The sequence below is a fragment of the Streptomyces sp. NPDC048523 genome (assembly GCF_043199815.1).
In the GTDB taxonomy this organism is placed as follows: Bacteria; Actinomycetota; Actinomycetes; order Streptomycetales; family Streptomycetaceae; genus Streptomyces.
The window spans coordinates 279248-297717 of sequence record NZ_JBICWQ010000006.1; the positions used below are offsets into that span (position 1 = coordinate 279248).

Annotated in this window: 25 protein-coding genes and 1 pseudogene; 17 read left to right on the plus strand and 9 right to left on the minus strand. The window is 70.0% G+C overall.

All coding sequences use genetic code 11. The annotated features are described in order from the left end of the window. Positions 1–55 precede the first annotated feature (55 nt). The 4 genes from ACGFWE_RS30530 to ACGFWE_RS30545 all read right to left on the minus strand — a co-directional run bounded on the left by ACGFWE_RS30530 (position 56) and on the right by ACGFWE_RS30545 (position 3597). Complete coding sequence (locus ACGFWE_RS30530; RefSeq protein WP_393603063.1) at positions 56–1657, minus strand: molybdopterin-dependent oxidoreductase; 1602 nt, start codon at positions 1655–1657, stop codon at positions 56–58. 119 nt (positions 1658–1776) lie between these two features. Further along, entirely contained in the window at positions 1777–2529 is a 753-nt protein-coding gene (locus ACGFWE_RS30535) for an anti-sigma factor domain-containing protein (protein WP_393603065.1), read from the minus strand. Continuing rightward, a complete protein-coding gene (locus tag ACGFWE_RS30540) occupies positions 2526–3110 on the minus strand; it encodes a sigma-70 family RNA polymerase sigma factor (protein WP_393603067.1) in 585 nt (194 codons plus the stop codon). Before ACGFWE_RS30540 ends, ACGFWE_RS30535 begins: the two co-directional genes overlap by 4 nt. 112 nt (positions 3111–3222) lie before the next feature. Next, positions 3223–3597, minus strand: a complete 375-nt coding sequence (locus ACGFWE_RS30545; protein ID WP_393603069.1) for a hypothetical protein — start codon at positions 3595–3597, stop codon at positions 3223–3225. Positions 3598–3795: 198 nt separating this feature from the next. Here ACGFWE_RS30545 and ACGFWE_RS30550 point away from each other — a divergent pair, with 198 nt between their 5' ends. The 3 genes from ACGFWE_RS30550 to ACGFWE_RS30560 all read left to right on the plus strand — a co-directional run bounded on the left by ACGFWE_RS30550 (position 3796) and on the right by ACGFWE_RS30560 (position 5730). Further along, positions 3796–4281 (plus strand): ATP-binding protein, encoded by a 486-nt coding sequence (locus tag ACGFWE_RS30550; RefSeq protein WP_352388540.1) that lies wholly within the window; start codon positions 3796–3798, stop codon positions 4279–4281. A 94-nt stretch (positions 4282–4375) separates the two neighbouring features. Then, positions 4376–4966 carry an ECF RNA polymerase sigma factor SigK gene (sigK, locus tag ACGFWE_RS30555; protein ID WP_352388542.1) on the plus strand — a complete coding sequence of 197 codons (591 nt, stop codon included), beginning with the start codon at positions 4376–4378 and terminating at the stop codon, positions 4964–4966. Next, positions 4966–5730, plus strand: coding sequence for an anti-sigma factor (locus tag ACGFWE_RS30560; protein WP_393603071.1), 765 nt, complete (start codon positions 4966–4968; stop codon positions 5728–5730). Before sigK ends, ACGFWE_RS30560 begins: the two co-directional genes overlap by 1 nt. 27 nt (positions 5731–5757) lie before the next feature. On the opposite strand, the gene ACGFWE_RS30565 is transcribed toward ACGFWE_RS30560, so the two are convergent. Then, positions 5758–6150: an ester cyclase gene (locus ACGFWE_RS30565; RefSeq protein WP_393603073.1), complete on the minus strand. Its 393-nt coding sequence runs from the start codon at positions 6148–6150 to the stop codon at positions 5758–5760. A gap of 126 nt (positions 6151–6276) precedes the next feature. Between ACGFWE_RS30565 and ACGFWE_RS30570 the strand changes: the two genes are divergently transcribed. Together ACGFWE_RS30570 and ACGFWE_RS30575 are read left to right on the plus strand one after the other, a co-directional pair. Then, positions 6277–6855 carry a PadR family transcriptional regulator gene (locus ACGFWE_RS30570; RefSeq protein WP_393603075.1) on the plus strand — a complete coding sequence of 193 codons (579 nt, stop codon included), beginning with the start codon at positions 6277–6279 and terminating at the stop codon, positions 6853–6855. A 20-nt stretch (positions 6856–6875) separates the two neighbouring features. Beyond that, positions 6876–7859 (plus strand): NADPH:quinone reductase, encoded by a 984-nt coding sequence (locus tag ACGFWE_RS30575; RefSeq protein ID WP_393603077.1) that lies wholly within the window; start codon positions 6876–6878, stop codon positions 7857–7859. Between the two features lie 17 nt (positions 7860–7876). Here ACGFWE_RS30575 and ACGFWE_RS30580 read toward each other — a convergent pair whose 3' ends face one another. Next, positions 7877–8320, minus strand: coding sequence for an ATP-binding protein (locus ACGFWE_RS30580; RefSeq protein WP_393603079.1), 444 nt, complete (start codon positions 8318–8320; stop codon positions 7877–7879). A gap of 205 nt (positions 8321–8525) precedes the next feature. Here ACGFWE_RS30580 and ACGFWE_RS30585 point away from each other — a divergent pair, with 205 nt between their 5' ends. Both ACGFWE_RS30585 and ACGFWE_RS30590 read left to right on the plus strand, forming a co-directional pair. Further along, entirely contained in the window at positions 8526–9377 is an 852-nt protein-coding gene (locus ACGFWE_RS30585; RefSeq protein WP_393603081.1) for a helix-turn-helix transcriptional regulator, read from the plus strand. A gap of 10 nt (positions 9378–9387) precedes the next feature. After that, positions 9388–9552, plus strand: coding sequence for a DUF397 domain-containing protein (locus ACGFWE_RS30590; protein WP_393603082.1), 165 nt, complete (start codon positions 9388–9390; stop codon positions 9550–9552). On the opposite strand, the gene ACGFWE_RS30595 is transcribed toward ACGFWE_RS30590, so the two are convergent. Beyond that, positions 9544–10371: an endonuclease/exonuclease/phosphatase family protein gene (locus tag ACGFWE_RS30595; protein ID WP_393603084.1), complete on the minus strand. Its 828-nt coding sequence runs from the start codon at positions 10369–10371 to the stop codon at positions 9544–9546. The two genes, ACGFWE_RS30590 and ACGFWE_RS30595, sit on opposite strands and share 9 nt — an antisense overlap. A gap of 115 nt (positions 10372–10486) precedes the next feature. Here ACGFWE_RS30595 and ACGFWE_RS30600 point away from each other — a divergent pair, with 115 nt between their 5' ends. The 6 genes and pseudogenes from ACGFWE_RS30600 to ACGFWE_RS30625 all read left to right on the plus strand — a co-directional run. Next, the gene (locus tag ACGFWE_RS30600) at positions 10487–10879 is read left to right on the plus strand and encodes a nitroreductase/quinone reductase family protein (protein ID WP_393603086.1); all 393 of its coding nucleotides are present in this window, start codon (positions 10487–10489) and stop codon (positions 10877–10879) included. Positions 10880–10948: 69 nt separating this feature from the next. Then, entirely contained in the window at positions 10949–11773 is an 825-nt protein-coding gene (locus tag ACGFWE_RS30605) for a helix-turn-helix transcriptional regulator (protein WP_393603088.1), read from the plus strand. Between the two features lie 98 nt (positions 11774–11871). After that, on the plus strand, positions 11872–12150 hold the full coding sequence (locus ACGFWE_RS30610; protein ID WP_352388558.1) for a hypothetical protein: 279 nt from the start codon (positions 11872–11874) through the stop codon (positions 12148–12150). 164 nt (positions 12151–12314) lie between these two features. After that, positions 12315–12560 (plus strand): hypothetical protein, encoded by a 246-nt coding sequence (locus tag ACGFWE_RS30615; protein ID WP_393603090.1) that lies wholly within the window; start codon positions 12315–12317, stop codon positions 12558–12560. Further along, positions 12550–13320 carry a DUF2637 domain-containing protein gene (locus ACGFWE_RS30620; RefSeq protein WP_393603092.1) on the plus strand — a complete coding sequence of 257 codons (771 nt, stop codon included), beginning with the start codon at positions 12550–12552 and terminating at the stop codon, positions 13318–13320. Before ACGFWE_RS30615 ends, ACGFWE_RS30620 begins: the two co-directional genes overlap by 11 nt. A gap of 207 nt (positions 13321–13527) precedes the next feature. Further along, positions 13528–13635: pseudogene (locus ACGFWE_RS30625) on the plus strand (IS5/IS1182 family transposase); the annotation flags it as partial. A gap of 133 nt (positions 13636–13768) precedes the next feature. Here the strand turns inward: ACGFWE_RS30625 and ACGFWE_RS30630 are convergent. Beyond that, positions 13769–14155, minus strand: a complete 387-nt coding sequence (locus tag ACGFWE_RS30630; RefSeq protein WP_352388564.1) for a VOC family protein — start codon at positions 14153–14155, stop codon at positions 13769–13771. 63 nt (positions 14156–14218) lie between these two features. Between ACGFWE_RS30630 and ACGFWE_RS30635 the strand changes: the two genes are divergently transcribed. The 4 genes from ACGFWE_RS30635 (at position 14219) to ACGFWE_RS30650 (ending at position 17717) form a co-directional block, all read left to right on the plus strand. Next, a complete protein-coding gene (locus ACGFWE_RS30635; RefSeq protein WP_393603094.1) occupies positions 14219–15184 on the plus strand; it encodes a helix-turn-helix transcriptional regulator in 966 nt (321 codons plus the stop codon). A gap of 180 nt (positions 15185–15364) precedes the next feature. Continuing rightward, a complete protein-coding gene (locus ACGFWE_RS30640) occupies positions 15365–16231 on the plus strand; it encodes a helix-turn-helix transcriptional regulator (RefSeq protein WP_393603096.1) in 867 nt (288 codons plus the stop codon). Continuing rightward, a complete protein-coding gene (locus tag ACGFWE_RS30645; RefSeq protein WP_393603098.1) occupies positions 16228–17172 on the plus strand; it encodes an NADP-dependent oxidoreductase in 945 nt (314 codons plus the stop codon). The genes ACGFWE_RS30640 and ACGFWE_RS30645 overlap by 4 nt, the downstream gene beginning before the upstream one ends. A gap of 44 nt (positions 17173–17216) precedes the next feature. After that, a complete protein-coding gene (locus tag ACGFWE_RS30650; protein ID WP_393603100.1) occupies positions 17217–17717 on the plus strand; it encodes a cupin domain-containing protein in 501 nt (166 codons plus the stop codon). Positions 17718–17806: 89 nt separating this feature from the next. On the opposite strand, the gene ACGFWE_RS30655 is transcribed toward ACGFWE_RS30650, so the two are convergent. Beyond that, a complete protein-coding gene (locus tag ACGFWE_RS30655; RefSeq protein WP_393603102.1) occupies positions 17807–18343 on the minus strand; it encodes a DUF3455 domain-containing protein in 537 nt (178 codons plus the stop codon). Positions 18344–18470: the final 127 nt, after the last annotated feature.

Consider the following 18470-nt stretch of genomic DNA (forward strand, 5'->3'; position numbering starts at 1 on the left):
AGCTGCCTCGGCATGGGGAAGGGGAAAGTGGCTCGGGTGGTCGGTCGACGGGTGGTCAGTCGACGGTCACGACCACGGAGTGCCATCCGCTCGCGCCGTCGGGGATGGTGCGGGTGCGTTTCTCGGTCTGCACCGCGCCGGTGCGGTCGGTGGCGCGCACGGTGAGGGTGTGGCCGCCCTTGATGGCCCGCCAGGGGAAGGTCCACTGGCGCCAGGTGTCGGCCGTGTCCTCGGTGGCGAGCCTGGCCTGCTGCCAGGGGCCGTCGTCCACGCGGACCTCGACCTTGTCGATGCCGCGGTGCTGGGCCCAGGCGACGCCGGCGACCATCACCGTGCCGGCCCCCGGCCGCGCGAACGGCTTGGGTGTGTCGATGCGCGATTCCGTCTTGACGGGTGCCTTGCGGGCCCAGCCGCGCTTGACCCAGTAGGGGTCGTAGGTGTCGAACGTGGTGAGCTCGATGTCCTTGATCCACTTGCAGGCGGAGACGAAGCCGTACAGCCCGGGCACCACCATGCGGACGGGGAAGCCGTGGGCGAAGGGCAGGGGTTCGCCGTTCATGCCGAGGGCGAGGAGGGCGTCGCGGCCGTCCATCACGTCCTCGACCGGGCTGCCGATGGTCATGCCGTCCACGGAACGGGCGACCAGCTGGTCGGCGGGGCCACCCTTCGAGGGCGGCTTCACCCCGCACTCGGCCAGCAGATCGGCCAGGCGTACGCCGATCCAGCGGGCGTTGCCGACGTAGGGGCCGCCGACCTCGTTGGAGACACAGGTCAAGGTGATGTCCCGCTCGACGAGATCTCGGCGCAGGAGATCGTCGTACGAGAGCGTGACGGGACGCGTGACGCCCTTGCCGTGGATCCGCAGTTTCCAGGTCGCCGCGTTCACCTTGGGCACCACGAGGGCGGTGTCGACACGGTAGAAGTCCGCGGTGGACGTGACGAACCGGCTGAGGCCGGGGATCCGCGGTCCCGCGCCCTTCGGCACGGCCCGGGCGGGGGAAGCGGGTGCGGGAAGCACCGCGTTCCGCCGGGAGGTGACCGCGTCCCGGCCGCCGGCTCCGGTCAGGGACCGGCCCAGCAGACCGGCTCCCGCCGAGGCCACGGCCGCCGTGCCCGCCGCGATCACGAAGCCGCGGCGGTCCCAGTCCCCGCCGGGCGGAACCGTAGCGGGCACGTGGGGTTCCGTGCGGGGTTCGAGGCGGCCCGTGAGCACGTACAGGAGTACGGCTCCGGCGACGGCCCCGGCCGCCGAGGGCAGGGCGTCCGTGAGGCTGGTCGAGTCGGGCCTTCCGGTCGCCGCGAGCGCTCCCACGACCCCGAACAGCAGCACACCGGCCGCGGCCGTGCGGCGGAACCACAGTCCGAGAATTCCCAGGGACACCGCGAAAAGCGCAAGGCCCGCGAGAATTCCCAGCCGGAGAACCAGTTTGTCGTCGGTGCCGAAATTCCGGATCGCCCAGTCCTTCACCGCGGCGGGTGTGCGGTCGATCGCGGCGCCGCCGAAGGCGACGACGGGACCGGCCTGCGGGCGGACCGCTCCTGCCACGGCCTCGGCGACCGCGAGCGCCGCACACCCGGCCAGCGCACCGCTGAGCGCGCCCAGCAGCAGCCGCACCGGACGGGTCCGGCGGTGGGTTTTCTTCTCGTTCTCGGTCACGTGGGGAATCCGGTTCTGAAAGCCCGCCGGATTGGTCGAATCCACGATCGGATGAATTTTCTTTTCCCACCCATCCGCGCCCGCTTCGGCTACGGATCACCTATAAAACGTTGTCGCCATCAGCCGGGAAAGGCCATCAGGGCGATCGGCGTGCTGGTGGGCTTTTTCGAGCCGCCGTCGGGTTCGACGGTGATGCCCATGCCCGAGGCCCGGTCGACACCGCCCCGCATCAGGACGGCCTGGTCGCTGCGGTCGGGGTCCATCAATCCGGCGGACCGCATGGTCCCACCGTCGTCGAACCAGAGTTGGTAGACCTTGCCGCCGGGCGGGCGGGCCATGCCCGAGACGACGAACACGGCTCTGTCCCGGCTGTGGGAGACGACGACCGTGCCGGTGGCACCGCCGGCCAGGCCGGCGGCCCGGGTCCTGGCGTCCGGCGCCGCCAGTACGGCGGCGATCTCGTCGGACGTCCGGGACACCTGCCGCGCCTGGTCGCGGGCGTCCGCAGCCTGCTGGTGCTGCCACACGGTCGTCCCGCCGAGCGCAGCGGCCGCGGCGAGGCAGGCGGCGAGCGCCCACCGGGACAGCAGCCGGGCCTTGAGCCCGGCGCGCACCGGGAGGGTCCGGGCGGACGTGCCGGGTGTCTCCTGGCGGACGGTGGTGATCCGGCGCAGCACCTGCTCGCGCGACGCCGACGCCGGAGTCGTGGCGACGGCCAGTCCCAGGCGGGCGGCCGTCGCGCTCAGCTCGGACGTTTCCTGCGCGCACGACGCGCAGTCCACGAGGTGCCGTTCGAACGAGGCGTTCTCCTCGTCGGACAGGGCGTGCAGGGCGTATGCGCCTGTCAGCCGGTGCAGGTCGATGGTCGTCACGCGGTCACCCCCAGGCAGTCGCGCAGCCGGATCAGTCCGTCGCGCAGGCGGGTCTTCACGGTCCCCAGCGGGAGCCCCAGTGCCTCGGCGACCTCGCGGTAGGTCAGCCCCCGGTAATAGGCGAGGGTGACGGACTGGCGCTGGAGGTCGGTCAGTGTGCGCAGGCAGCGCCGTACCTGTTCCCGCTCCAGGCGTGCCTCGACGTGTTCGGCCACCTCGTCGTACTCCGGCACCTTGTCGAGCAGTGCGGCCTTGTGGTCCCGGGCCATCGCGGCATCCACCGAACGGACCCGGTCCACCGCCCGTCGGTGTGCCAGCGTGAGGATCCAGTTCACCGCGGTCCCGCGGTCGGGCCGGTAGCGGGGAGCTGTGCGCCACACCTCCACCAGAACCTCCTGCGCCACCTCCTCCGACTGCGCGTGATCCCGCACCACGGCCCGCACGACACCCAGCACCGGGCCCGCCACGCGGTCGTACACGCGCGCGAACGCGCCCTCGTCCCCCAGCGCCACCTGCTCCACGAGTTCCTGAAGATCGGGCCCTACAGGAGGGTTTCTGTCGATATGTACAGCTTTTTTCACCGAGGGCCTCCACCGTCGGGACATGTCCAGACGTAATCCGTTCCCGCGGGCCCCATGGATTGGTCGTGCAGCCCGCCGGCTGTGGCCGACGGGCTGCACGCGGGCGGTGAGGTCACTTGTGGTCGCAGTCCCAGTGGCCCTTCACCCAGTAGTGGTGCCAGTGGCCGTGGACGTAGACCCACGTGTAGTGACGGTCGTAGGACCAGTAGCCCTTGTGCCACGAGCCGTGCTTGTCATAGTGGCCCTTGTGCCAGGTCTTGGTGTACTGGACCTTCTTCTCCCAGTGGCCCTTGACCCACTTCTTCTCCCAGTGCCCCTTGACCCACTCGCACTGGTCGTGGTGGTCCCCGACCGGCGCCGTGGCCACGGTGGTGGACGCCGGCGCGGCCACGGCCGTGCCGGAGAGGCCCAGGGCGGCTCCGCCGGCCAGCAGCCCGGTGGCGGTCGCACCGGCCAACAGTCGGCGGACTCGCATGGATACAGCCATGAAGGCTCACCTCATCCTTCGAAGTCGATTGCATTGGCACAAGGGGTTCGAGGCACGCAGGCCCGCGTATGACTTACGGCCGGAGAAAACTTCATCCGGGAAGCGGGGCATGCGACGTCACCCGGAGTCATCCACGGCCGGAGCGGCATCGAATCCCTGGCGAAGCCGCGTCACTGCCCATCGCTCAAGGGACCGGTCATGACCACCATCGCTACGCCACCCGTCGCTACGCCACCCGTCGCTACGTCACCCATCGCCACGCCACCCGTCCACGGCACCGATACCGGTCACCGCGTCGCGCTGGCCCGCAGCCGTCACGCTCCTGAGGTCGCCCGAAGGATCACTGCCCGGTGGCTGGCCGCACGCGGCGTGTCTCCCGGCTCGGCGCCCGACGTACTGCTCGTCGTCTCGGAGCTGGTCACCAACACCCTGCGTCACACCAGCGGCACCTGCACTCTCACGCTCACCGCGCACGCCACCACGGTCGGCATCACCGTCACCGACACCAGCACCCGGCTCCCGCGGATGCGGTCGGATCCGGCGGCGCACGAGGACGGCGGGCGTGGTCTGGCGCTGCTGTACGGCATGGGAGCCCGGCTCACCGTCACCCCGACACTCCGGGGCAAGGCGGTGGAGGCCACGCTCGACCTCGGCGGTGAAGCACCCCATGGCCTCGTGGAGTGAGTCTGCTGAGCCGGATGACGGCCCTGGGCTGCGGGCTCATGCCGCGGGGCGCACGATCGATCGGGGACGAGCACGTCGACGGAACGTGAGAACCATGCCCAGCACAGCCCATGAGGAGTCATCCGAGCCGCCTGCCGACGACGCCCAGAGCGCCGAGGCACTGCTGGTCCGGGTCGCGAACGGTGACAAAGAGGCGTTCACCGGCGTGTACGAGGCGTTGGCGCACCCTGTCATGGGGTTGGCCTGCCGCATTTTGCACGACTCGGCACAGGCGGAGGAGGTCACACAGGAGGTGATGGTCGAGGTCTGGCGCACGGCCCGGCGCTACCGGCCCGAACGCGGAAGCGCCAAGGGCTGGGTGCTCACCCTCGCCCATCGCCGGGCGGTGGACCGGGTCCGTCACGCACAGGCGGCGACACAGCGTGAGCGCCGTGCGGATGCCGTGCTGGCGGGCCGCGAGCACGACGAGGTCGCCGAGGCCGTGGAAGACCACGACGAACGCCGGCGCGCCCAGGAGTGCATGTCCCAGCTCGCCCGTATGTACCGGGTCCCCCTCGTGCTGGCCTACTACCAGGGGCTGACCTACGTCGAAGTGGCGGCCGCCCTGTCCACACCGGCGGGCACCGTCAAGTCCCGGATGCGCACCGGGCTGCGCCTGCTGCGCGACTGTCTGGAGGCCCGGTGATGACCACCGAGGAAGTCCCGCACCAGCCGGTCGGCGCCTACGTCCTGCACGCTCTCCCCCCGAACGAGGCAGCCGCCTTCGACCGGCACCTCGACGGCTGCCACGCCTGCCGGCTCGAGGTGGCCGAACTCGCCGAAGCAGCAGCCCGCCTCGCGCCCTCCCCCGCCGAGGACGCTGTCGTACCGGCCGACCTCTTCGGCCGCGTCCTGGACGACATCGGCCGGACCCCGCAGGAACACGAGCTCACCGGCCGGCCGCCCGGCCGACGTAAGAGGCGCCTCACGTCCTGGGCCCTGGCCGCGAGCCTCGCAGCCGCTGCCGCGTTCGGCGGGATCGCCGCCTGGCAGGCCGTCCGGGCCGACGACGCCCGCAACCAGGCGACCGCACTGCAGCACGGAAGCAACGCGCTGACCAGCGTGCTGACCGCACCTGACGCCACCCTGCACACCGCGAAACTGGCCGACGGCGGCTCCGCCACGGTCATCGTCTCCCGCGCCGCCGACCGGGCCGCCTTCGTGGCCGCGGACCTGCCCGCTCTCAGTGACGACAAGGTCTACGAACTCTGGTACGCGGCCCCCTCGGGCGACCTCCGCCCCGCAGGCCTCCTGCCGGGAACCGGAGACCGCTCCGCCCGCGTTCTGGACCGACCGCTCGGAAGGACGGTGGCCGTCGGCATCACCGTCGAACCGGCCGGCGGATCCCACCGGCCCACAACCGAACCCCTCGGCATCATCCCCGTCGCCGGTACCCGCAGCCTGTCGTGAAGCAGGCGGGGAGGTCCGCTACACGGTTCACGGCGCCGGTACCGCACCGATCTGCTGCATCACGCCGAGGAGATCGGGCTGGCCCCGTTCGCCGACGATCCGGCCGTCGGCCAGGTAGTAGAAGTTCATGGCCTGCACCGAGATCCTGTTGCCGCTCGCCGGGATCCCGAAGAAGTCACCGTCGTGGGTTCCCCGCATGGTGAACCGCGCGGCCACGGTGTCGCCTTCGGTGACCGTCTCCTCCAGCGTCCACTGCACATCCGGGAAGCCGCCGCGCATCATCCCGAGGACTTCCAGGTACCCATCGGGCCCCCGCAGCGGTTCCGGGTGGCTCGGCGCGTGGAACACCGCGTCCGGAGAGATGACCTCGCGGGCGAGAGCCTCGTTGCCCGTGTTGATGAACTCGACGAAACGGTTCATCAGTGACTCGGTGGACTGTGACGGCATCTTGCTGTGCCTCTCCGGAGACGTTTGGGCGGATACCCGCGAGCCTAACATCGAATCGATGTTCACATCGATTCGATGTTCGCGTGCCACAATGGACTCATGCTGGAACTCGCGATCCTCGGCTTCCTCGCCGAGGGACCCCTGCCCGGACACGAACTGCGCCGCCGCATCTCACAGCTGACCGGCTATACGCGGCCGGTCAGTGACGGCAGCCTGTATCCGGCGATCAACCGTCTGACCAGGGCGGGCCTGATCGAGCGGCGCGCCGACCCGGCCGCGGGGGCGGCCCGTTACGTGCTCAGCCTGACCGCGGCCGGGCGGGCCGACATGCTCCAGCGCCTGCGCAAGCCCGCCGACCACGAGATCACCGACTTCACCCGGTTCTACGTCGTCCTGGCCTTCCTCTCCCACCTGCCCGACGTGGCCGAACAGCACGCGGTGCTGCGCAGACGGCTGGAGTTCCTGGAGGAACCGGCGAGCTTCTTCTACGACAACGAGCGGCCCCTGCGTGCCGAGCAGATCGCCGACCCCTACAGGCGGGGCATGCTGCTCACCGCCCGCGCCACCAGCCGCGCCGAGCGGACCTGGCTGCGCGAGGCCCTCGGGGAGGAACCGCCCGTATTCGACACCGGACGCACCGACTGCGATCCGCATGCGCCCGCCGCTCCCGCGAGCTGACCGTCCACGGAGGTACCTCCATGCTTGCTTCCTGGTACGACGACCAGGGCCCCGCCGCCGATGTCCTGCACGTCGGTGAACTCCCCGATCCCGTCCCCGGCCCCGGCGAGGTCCGCGTCCGTGTCGCCGTCTCGGGCGTCAACCCCGGCGACACCAAGAAACGGCGCGGCTGGCTCGGATCGTCCATGCCCTTCCCGCGGGTGATCCCGCACAGCGACGCGGCCGGAGTCATCGACGCCGTCGGCGCCGGAGTCGACGTCCACCGCGTCGGACAACGGGTCTGGGTGTACGGCGCCCAGTCCTATCGCCCCTTCGGCACCGCCGCCCAGTACACCGTCGTACCCGATCACCAGGCCGCACCCCTGCCCGACCACCTCAGTGACGAGTTGGGCGCGAGCCTCGGCATCCCCGGTATCACCGCCCACCGCACCGTCTTCGCCGACGGCCCGGTCGACGGCCGACTGGTCCTGGTCCACGGAGTTCTCGGCGGCGTCGGCTCCCTGGCCGCCCAGCTCGCCCGCTGGGCCGGCGCCACCGTGCTCGCCACCGTCCGCCGCACCGCCGACCTCGACCGCGTCGACCCGGCCGTGGTCTCCCAGGCCGTCGCCCTGGACACCGGCGACCCCGCCGCAGCCATCCGCTCATACGCGCCCCGGGGCGTCGACCGGATCATCGAGGTCGCGCTGTCGGACAACGCCGATCTCGACAACGCCGTCGCCGCCCAGGGGGCCGTCATCGCCGCCTACGCCACCCGCACGGACCGGACCGAGATCCCCTTCTGGCCTCTGCTGTTCAACAACGTCACCCTGAGGCTGCTCGGCAGCGACGACTTCCCCGCCGAGGCCAAGCGCCAGGCCGCCCGCGACCTCACCTCCGCCGCCGCCGTCGGCGCCCTCACCGTCGCCGTGGGCGACCGCTACCCGCTGGACGACATCGCCAAGGCCCACGACCACGTCGACGCCGGCGGTGGCCGCGGCCGCATCCTGCTCACCATCCCCCAATAGCGCAGGTTCCTTCCTGATCAGGACCCGGTGCCGGCAGGCCGGGACCCGCACTCCGCCCACAGCAGCTTTCCGCCCTTCGACGCGCCCAGTTGCCGCAGTACCGAGACGCCCGTCGCGTCGGCGCAGGCCCGTACGAGGTGCAGGCCTCGGCCGTTCTCGGCGTCCGGTGCGGCGGGAGGCTTGTCGGTCGTGAAGCCGGGTGGGACGCGGGGGTCGGTGTCCCACACGGCCACCCGGACCCGGCCCGGGGACGGAGACAGGAGGCGGAAGGCGTACGGCCCCTTCGTGTGGCAGTGCGCGTTCGCCAACAGCTCTGCCGCGAGGAGCTCCGCGGTGGGGGTCAGGTCGGGGAGGTCGTGCGCGGCCAGGATCAGCCTGAGGGCGCCTCTCGCGATACCCGGTGCGCGTGGATCGTGCGGGAGATGCAGGGTGTAGTTCCACGACGGGGATACGGTGGCCATCGGAAGTCTCCGGTCACTGAGGGGAGTTGGACAGATGCCTGGTGTCTCCGCCGTGGCGTCCCACGGTGCGCTTCCAGGTGGGGTGGCGCCTGAGCAAGAAGATAGGGGGTCAGCAAATGTCATTTGCTGCCTCTGGAGATACTTCGGCGTATTTCCCTCGTGTGAGTGACGGTTCATGGAACGTGCGTCCGGGAGGAGTTCACCCATGCCCGCCAGACCCCCGCTGACGGCCCGCCGCCTCCGGGTCGCTGCGGAGCTGCGCAAGATGCGGGAGCGGTCGGGAATGACGGCGACCGAGGCGGCGCGCACGCTCGGTACGAGCCAGGGACAGCTCAGCAACGTGGAGTCCGGCCGGTTCGGGGTGAGTCCCGAACGGATCCGGGCACTGGCCGGCATCTACTCCTGCCCGGACCCGGCCTTCGTAGAGGCGCTGGTCGCCATGGCGACCGACAGGACCTTCGGCTGGTGGGAGTCCTACCGCGAGGTCCTGCCGTCCGGTCTCCTCGACCTCGCCGAGTTGGAGCATCACGCCACGGCCATACGCACCGCGTACACCTCCCACATGCCCGGACTGCTCCAGACCGCCGACCACGCGCGTGAGATCTTCCGACACGTCATCCCGGAGCCCGCGCCACCCGAGATCGAGCACCGCGTCTCGCACCGGATCAAACGGCAGGGCCTCCTCTACGGCGCGGACCCGACGCCGTATCGCACGACCGTGCACGAGGCGGCCCTGCACATGCGGGTCGGTGGCCGGGACGTGGCCCGGGCCCAGTTGCGGCATCTGCTCGGCATGGGCGAGCAGGAGCACATCACGATCCGCGTGCTGCCGTTCGACGTCGGCGCCTTTCCCGGGTCGGGACAGTCCATCAACTACCTGTACGGGCCCGTGCCGCAGCTCGACACCGCGCAACTCGACCAGTTCCACGGGCCGGTGCTCCTGGATGCCGAGGCGCTTCTGACGAAGTACCGGAACCTGCTCGACATCGTGGAAGCCACCGCCCTCAGTCCCGAGAAGTCCCGGGATCTGATCCATTCCATCGCCCAGAACCTGTGAGGGAGCCGACATGATCACGGACCGTTGGCAGAAGTCGTCCTACTGCCAGGAAGGCGACGCCTGCGTCCACATATCCGCCGACCCCGACAACGTCCACATCACGGACTCCGACGCCGCCCAAACCATCGTCACCGTCAGCCACCGCGCCTTCGTCGCCCTGCTGAAGTCACTCTGACCCGTCCGCCAAATCCGCCACCACCGCCGCGTGGTCCGACGGCCAGACCCCGTCGACCGGACCGTCGCCCGCGCGCCGGACGCCCAGGACGTGGCCCAGTCCCCTCGCCCCCGGTGGGCCCACGTGGATGTAGTCGATGCGGACCGGCGGGGCCACGCGGACGTACGGGTTCGCCGGGTCCCAGGTCGCGGAGGGAGCCGTAGGGTCCGCGTACTCCCAGGCGTCCAGGAAGAGTTGGTCCGGTGCGGCCGGGGCCGTCTTGTAGCCGCCGAAGAGGCGGACCTCGTCGGAGTCGGGCCAGGCGTTGAAGTCGCCGGTGACGACGGGCGGGAAGTCGGTGCCCGACCGGTGCGCCGCCACGAACTGAGCCAGCGCGGTGACCTGTTGGCAGCGGATCGCCGACGCGGTGGGGGCCGAGGTGAGGTGGGTGGTGAAGAAGGGGATGTCGTACGACGGGCCGGCCAGCCGGGTGTGGAAGGCGAGGCGGCCGTCGTCCAGCGCATCGGGGGCGGGGAGCCGGAGAACCGCCTGGTCGGCCACCGGCCAGCGGCTCAGTACCGCGTTGCCGACCTCCACCCCCGGGTCACCGATCCGCCGCTGCCAGCGCTCCGAGGCGGGGGACGCGGCCCACGCCCAGTGCAGGCCGAGCTCGCCGGCGAGCCACTCCGCGAGGTTCTCGCCACCCGCACCGCCCGCGGCCCACACCTCCTGCAGGCCCACCACATCCGGCCGCAGGTCCCGCAGCACCGCCAGGATCGCCTTCTGGCGTTCCTCCCACGGGCCGAAGCGCCACCACAGGTTCCAGGTCACCACACGCATCGCCGACACCCTTCGTCCGCCCGGCCGACCCTGAGATCATCGGGGCCACCGGTCGGGTTACGGAAGACCGGAGAGAAGATCGGCACGAAGCCCAGAGACGGGAGTCTCACCACCCATGTCCCCCAACGCCGAGCGCAAGTACCGGGCCGTCACGGCCCTTCAGCGCCGCTTCAACCCGATCATGCGCCGACTGCCCCTCCAGAGCGTTTTGGAGACCACCGGCCGCACCTCGGGCCTGCCCCGCAGGACCCCGGTCGGCGGCAAGCGGGTCGGCGGGTCCTTCTGGCTGGTCTCCGAGTTCGGCGAGCGGTCGCAGTACGTCCGCAACATCAAGGCCGATCCGCGGGTGCGGGTGCGCATCCGGGGGCGGTGGCACACCGGGACCGCCCATCTGATGCCGGACGACGACACCGCCGTACGACTGCGCTCGCTGCCCCGGATGAACAGCGCGGCGGTACGGGCCATAGGGGTCGGGCAGTTGACCGTGCGGGTGGATCTGGACCGGTGAAGAGATACGGTGGATTCGCCGACCGGACATCCCTCGGCGCGTGGCTCGTTCGCGGAGGATGAGAGAAGGATGGACCGGGCACTGCTGGCCGACTTTCTCCGCGCGCGCCGGGAGGTGCTGCAGCCGGAGGACGTGGGGCTTCCCCGCGGGCCCCGGCGTCGTACCGGCGGACTGCGGCGTGAGGAGGTCGCCGCGCTGGCCGGGATGTCGGTCGACTACTACAGCCGGATCGAGCAGCAGCGCGGCCCGATGCCGTCCGAGCAGGTGCTCGCCGGGCTCGCCCGGGGCCTGCACCTCAGCCTGAGCGAACGTGACCACCTCTTCGACCTCGCCGGACACTCCGCGCCACGTCGGGTCCTGCGCGAGGATCACGTCAGCCCCACCATGATGCGCATCGTCGAACGGCTCGCGGACACACCGGCGTTGGTGATGTCCCGCTTCAACGAGACGCTGCTGCAGAATCAATCGGCGGTCGCCCTGCTGGGCAACTACACCCGCTACACCGGAATGTCCCGCTACCTGGTCTACCGCTGGTTCACCGACCCCGCACAACGCGCGCTCTACCCCGCCGAGGACCACGACCTACGGGGCAGGGTCTTCACCTCGGAGATCCGGGCGGCGTACACGGCGGAGCCCACGGGCCGGGCCGGCGAGATCGTCGCCGCGCTCCTGGAGGTCAGCCCCGAGTTCGCCGAGGTCTGGCGGCGGCACGAGGTGGACGTCACCCACCACAACGACCTCAAGCGCTACCGCCATCCCGAGCTGGGCGAACTGGAGCTGTACTGCCAGCGCCTGATCGACCCCGACCAGGCCCAGGAACTCCTGGTCTTCTCCGCCACCCCCGGCACACCCAGCTACGAGAAACTCCAACTCCTGTCCGCAGTGAAGGACTAGGGGCGCGGGGTGATGCGATGCGTCACCATGAACTCACCGTCCCGGATTGGAAGTTACTCGCTCCGCTGATACCGCGGGCCGCGACGGACCGTCCGCGTGTGGAGGACCGGCAGGTCGTCAACGACAGGAAGACGGTCTACCCCCGCTTCCGTCGCTACGCCCTGGACGGCGTGTTCACCCGAGCCCGTCCGCCGGACGAACCGGACGATCACGACGCCCACGACAGCATCTGCGTGCGTCCCAAATTTAGCAATTCGGCGATCACGTGGTGTGACGATCCGTTCGGCGACCTTGCAGTTGCACCGGCGGCGAATCCTATTTACTCCTCAAGCGGATTCGAGAAGAAGAATTTATCGACTAATAAGGTACAGAGTTAGACGCGTAGTGCAATTGATTGAGGAACCTTTTCTCAGGTTTTCCGCCTTTGCGAGGTCACTCGTTTGCCGCACGTCCTGAAGGAGTGGAGCGGCGTTATCGGAATATGACGACAGCAAGGGCCAATGGCCTGCCCCGGCGCACCACGAGGACGGATAATATTCCTGTGGTTCGCAATCTGACAGTGGGGAAGTCCACTTTCCAGACTGGTGCGGAATACGCGGCGGTGACAGCACAGGGGCCGATGGTCAGAGACGACACGCAGTTCGGAGGTCAGGTCACCGAGCCACTGCTCCTGGAGTTCCTCGCCCTGCTGGAGGAACTCCAGCAGGAACTCAATTCACGATGGAGCGGTCAGGGGAACTCCGGCCGCCGCGTACAGCATGACGGGTCGCATTTTCGTGAATCATGACTATGTCGATCCAGCCTTTGCGCAGCGGGAGTACTACTCCGACGCGTACTCGTACGGGCCGGGTACTGCCTGGGACGGGGGACATGCCGACGGCGTGCACTCGGGAGTTCCCCTGACCGCACCCGCCGGAGGCTGGGACCCGGTCGAGGAACTCGCCTACCTTCTGCAGGAGGCTGTTCCGGCGGAGCAGGCGCCCAGGATCCCGCAACCTCGCAGCGAGCCCGAATCCAGCGGTGCCTTCACCGACCCGATGGAGAACCTGGCGCAGATCACCGCTCAACTGCCGCCCATTCGACGGTCCTCCGCCGGGCACCGGAAGCTCCACGTCCGCAAAGCCCGGCTCAAGTGGTTGCAGACCGGCAGCTTCTCCATCGTCGCGCTCGTTGCCGTCATCGTGGCGATGGTCAACGTCTTCGGCGGCATGGTGGCCTACAGGCCTCTGCAGAACATCACCACCGGGACGGGGGGCGCCATGGCCCCGTCGTGGCCCCTTCTCGTGTACGGCCCCTGGATGGTGGCCTCACTCTCCATCCTCCGGACCGCCCTGCATCAACGCCGAGCCGTGCACTCGTGGTGCATCGTTCTGCTGTTCTCCTCCGTCGCGATAATGCTGTGCGTGGCTCAGGCAGACAGAACCGTCACCGGTATCGCCGGCGCTTGCCTGCCGGCCCTCGCCTCCCTCACATGCTTCCAGCAACTCGTCCGGCAAATCACGCTGACCCTGCCACCGCGACAGGGCACGCGGCGGCACCGCCGCTAGCGGCATGGTCCTTTGTCTTCCGTCTGCGTCGTAGGGCAGGGACGGACGGCGTCCCGGTTCGGTGAGGCGCTGCTGCAGACCCGTCCGGCGGTCGCCCTGCTCGGTGACTACACCCGCTACACCGCAATGTCCCGCCGCGCTGCTGGAGGTCAGCCCCGAGTTCACCGAGGTCTGGCGGCGGCCGAAGAGCCACCCCGGGAGATCCCGCTCCAGCGTGTCCAGGCTGTCACCGACGCCAAGGGCGACATCGTCTGGGACATCAACGTCGACTCCACCTCGGTCCGGGCCCACCAGCACGCTGCCGGGGCACTGAAGGCGCCGCCGGTACCGTCCACCTCGTCAAAAGGGGCTCGGGAGGCCGTGCAATCTCTCCGTGACCCCGGCGGGAGCGGCGAGTTCGCTGCCCAGCCTGGGTGCGCGGTGGTGGTCATCGGCTTGCAGGTCGTGCTCAGGCCAGGGTGGATATGCAGAACGGGTGGCCTGCGGGGTCCAGCAGGACCCGCCACCGGTCGGGGTCCGGCTGGAACTCGGGCTTGACAGCCCCCAGCGCCAGCAGCCGGGCCTGCGCGGCCTCCAAGTCATCGACGCACAGCTCGATGTGGGCCTGCTTTTCCTGGGAAGCGGCCGGCCAGGTGGGACGGCGGTAGTCGGCCAGCCGGTTGAACCCGAGTCCGGCCGCGCCCTCCTGGCCGAGGAGGACGAAGTCGTCGGTGGAGAAGACGACGGGCAGACCGAGGACCTCGCCGTAGAAGCGGGCCAGTTCGGCGGGGTCCGGGCAGTCGAACGTGACGGCCGAGTAGCGGAACGTGGGTGCGGAGGAGTTTTCCGTGGTCATGAAGAGGACCCTAGACCGGGACCAGGACAGATTCGGTCCTGGTCATGTGGAACACTCGGCAACGTGATCAGCGCATCCGCCCGCCTGCTGCGACTGGTTTCCTTGCTTGCCGCCAAGCCGTCGTGGACCTGCGGCGAGCTGGCCGACCGGATGGCGGTCACCGACCGCACGGTGCGGCGGGACATCGCCAAGCTCCGGGAACTCGGCTACGCCATCGAGTCCGACCCGGGACCATGGGGCGGTTACCGTCTCCGCGCCGGAGCCCGGACGCCGCCGCTGATCCTCGATGACGAAGAAGCACTCGCCGTTGCTGTCGGACTGCGCGAGGCCGCGCTCAGCGGTGCTCTCGGCGGCGACCAGGCCGCGCTGTCGGCACTGCTGAAACTGCAGCAGGTTCTGCCCCAGCGCATCGCGGACCGGCTGACCGAGATGGACGACGCCTTCGTACACACCCCCAGACCCGACGAGCCGCAGATCACGCCCGGCATGCTGCTGGAACTGGCCGCCGCGTGCCGCCGAGGCGAGCGTGCCCAACTGTCGTACCGCGACTGGGAAGGAAAAGCCACGGTCCGGGACATCGACCCGTACCGCCTCGTTCACACCGGACGCCGCTGGTACTTCGTCGCCCGGGATGTGACGCGGGACCAATGGCGAACCTTCCGGGCCGACAGGGTCGACCGACTGCAGCCAACCGGGCACGCGGTGGAACTCGTCGACCCACCCGACCCGGCGCTGCTCGTCTCCCGCTCCGTCGCCACCGGCCCCTACCCTCTCTCTGCCACGATCCGTCTCCCGGTGTCCATGAACCAAGCCCTGCGGCTGATTCCTGCGACGGTCGGTACCCACCGTCCCGAAAGCCCAGACACCACGATCGTCGACATCGGCGGCCCCGACGCGGACGGGCTCGCCAGGTACCTCCTCAGCCTGGCCACACCCTTGCGAGTCCTCTCACCGGACGCTGTCCGGCAGGCCCTGCTACGCCGTACCCAGGAACTCCTCGAGGACAACGCGAACGGTCCGTCCCGGTAGAGCGGCGTTGCGCAGGAACGAGCCAGGGCCGCATCAGGTGTCTGATGCGGCCCTAGTTGTATGAGTCGTCTCCACCCGCACCGCTCGGTCTGCCACGGACAACTTGTCCGTGGATAAGTCAGGCCTTCATCCGGGTTCCGATCAACGCCACGCTTGCTCAGTCGAACAAGGGAGGCTGAGATGGAGCGGGCGCTGCTGGCCGACTTTCTCCGGGCACGCCGGGAGGTGCTGCAACCGGAGGACGTGGGGCTCCCCCGCGGGCCCCGGCGCCGTACCGGCGGACTGCGGCGTGAGGAGGTCGCCGCGCTGGCCGGGATGTCGGTCGACTACTACAGCCGGATCGAGCAGCAGCGCGGCCCGATGCCGTCCGAGCAGGTGCTCGCCGGGCTCGCCCGGGGCCTGCACCTCAGCCTGAGCGAGCGCGACCACCTCTTCGACCTCGCCGGACACCCCGCACCACGTCGGGTCCTGCGCGAGGATCACGTCAGCCCCACCATGATGCGCATCGTCGAACGGCTCGCGGACACACCGGCGTTGGTGATGTCCCGGTTCAGCGAGACGCTGCTGCAGACCCGTCCGGCCATCGCTCTGCTGGGCGACTACACCCGCTTCAGCGGAATGTCCCGCTACCTGGTCTACCGCTGGTTCACCGACCCCGCACAACGCGCGCTCTACCCCGCCGAGGACCACGACCTACGAGGCAGGGTCTTCACCGTCGACCTGCGGACGGTGTACACCGCGGACCCGCAGGGCCGGGCCGGCGAGATCGTCGCGGCGCTGCTGGCCGCGAGCGCCGAGTTCGCCGAGGTCTGGCGGTTGCACGAGGTGGACGTCACCCACCACCACGACCTCAAGCGCTACCACCATCCCGAGCTGGGTGAACTGGAGCTGTACTGCCGGCGCCTGATCGACCCCGACCAGGCCCAGGAACTGCTCGTCTTCTCCGCCACACCCGGCACACCCAGCCACGAAAAGCTCCAACTCCTGCCCGCCGTGGGCGGTCAGGCATGGCATGACCCGACAGTGCTTCGAAAGGACTTCCCATGAAGGCAGTACGTTTCCACGAGTTCGGCGACCCGAGCGTCCTGCGGTACGAGGACGTCGAGCAGCCCGTACCCGGCGCGGGCCAGGTTCTGATCCGGGTCGCCGCGACCTCCTTCAACGGTGTCGACGGCAACATCCGCGGGGGCTTCATGCAGGGCCCCATTCCGGTGACGCTGCCGCACACTCCCGGCATCGACGTCTCCGGGACGGTCGAGGCGCTGGGCGAGGGCGTGGCCGGTTTCGAGATCGGCGAGCAGGTCGTCGGCTTCCTGCCGATGACGGGGGCCGGTGCCGCCGCGGAGTACGTGGTGGCTCCGGCCGGGATACTGACGCCCGCGCCCCGGAGCATCCCGCTGCCCGACGCCGCCGCGCTGCCCTTGGTGGGGCTCACCGCGTGGCAGGCCCTGTTCGACCACGCGAAGCTGGCGCAGGGGCAGCGTGTGTTCATCAACGGCGCGGGCGGCGCGGTCGGCGGTTACGCCGTGCAGCTCGCCAAGAACGCCGGCGCGTACGTCATCGCCACGGCCGGTCCGCGCAGCAGGGAGCAGGTCGAGACGGCGGGTGCCGACGAGCTCGTCGACCACACCGTCACCGAGGTGACCGCGGCGGTGACCGAGCCGGTGGACGTCGTACTCAACCTCGCGCCGATCGACCCGGTGCGGCTGGCCGCGCTGCTCACCCTGATCCGTTCCGGTGGAGTGCTGGTGAACACCACGGTGTGGATGCCCGCGCCCAGCGACGAAGCACGCGCCGTGCGCGGCATCGATCTGTTCGTCGACAGCGACGCCGAACAGCTGTCGCGGCTGGTGGCGCTGGTCGACTCGGGTGAGCTGCGTGTCGACGTGGCGCAGCGGGTGCCGCTGGCCGAGCTGCCGACAGTCCACACGCGGGCCGCCGCAGGCGAGCTCCACGGCAAGGTCGTCATCGCCGCGCCCGGCGCCTGACCTGACCTGACCTGACCTCTGACCTTCGAAGAGACGAGACCCCGATGATCCCCGACGACGACCCGTCTCGTTCGCTGACCGTGGCGGACCCCGACGATCCCGGCACGACGTACATCTCTCTGGTGGGCAACACGTACGCCATGCTGGTCACCGGCGAGCAGACCGACGGCCGGTACTGCCTGATCGACATGCGTGTCCCCGACGGCGGCGGCCCGCCGCCGCACCGGCACGACTTCGAGGAGATGTTCACGATCCTCGAAGGCGAGATCGAGTTCACCTTCCGCGGCGAGAAGCACACCGTACGGGCCGGGTCCACGGTCAACGTCCCGGCCAACGCCCCGCACAACTTCCGCAACGTCTCGGGTGCGCCGGCCCGCATGCTGTGCATGTGCACCCCCGCCGGCCAGGACGAGTACTTCACGCGCATCGGCGACGTCGTCGCGGGCAAGGACGCGCCGCCGCCGCAGCTGTCGCAGGACGAGCTCGCGGAGCGCCGCCGCCGCGCGGCCGAGCTGGCCTCGGCCTACCGGAGCGAGTTCCTGTGAGTGGCGGGAGCACCTGAGCAGGCGGCGGCACGGCGGCGGCCCCGCTCCAGCGGAAGGCCACCGCCGCACCGCTCAGAGACTCGCCCGCGTCACTTCGCCGGCTTGTAGAAGGCGTACGTCGCCGTGTACGCGACGCTCACCTGGTCCGTTCCGGTGCAGGCGGTGGCCGGGGCCACACCGCCGGTGGTGTTCAGGCGCTGTATGTAGGAGACGCCCCCGAAGGCGCCCGCACCCCGGGTCGCGGTGGCCTGGAGCAGCAGCTCGGGGATCGTGCCGGTCTTCGGGGAGTTGGCGATCGCCGCCGCGTTCACCGCGCTGCCGTCCACCGTGGAGACCCAGACGGGACCACGGGAGTGCAGGGCGACCGTACGGCCTCTCCGGTCCGACAGGGTGGCGGCCGGCTCCAGGAGCTTCCAGGCACCGTCGGTGCAGGTGTACGTCTGCACGCCCCGGGCGGGGTAGATGCCGGTCAGCTTGTTGCCGTCGGGCACCTTGAGCGCCGCGGGGGCCTTCACCGGCTTCGGCGCGGGTTCCGAGGGGGTCGCGTAACCGGTGGTCGTGCCCAGCAGGGCCGTCGCGGCGGCGAGGCCCGCCGTGGTCAGAACGAGTCGCTTGGTGAGCTTCAAGTCGGTTCTCCGGAAGGGGTTTTGACTGTCGGTCAGGGCGGCGACATCGATGCCACCGTCCTCCGGTCCGGGACTCTACGGGCCCACCCGAGGGTTACCGGCCAGTTGGCCGAACTCCGTCCCAGAG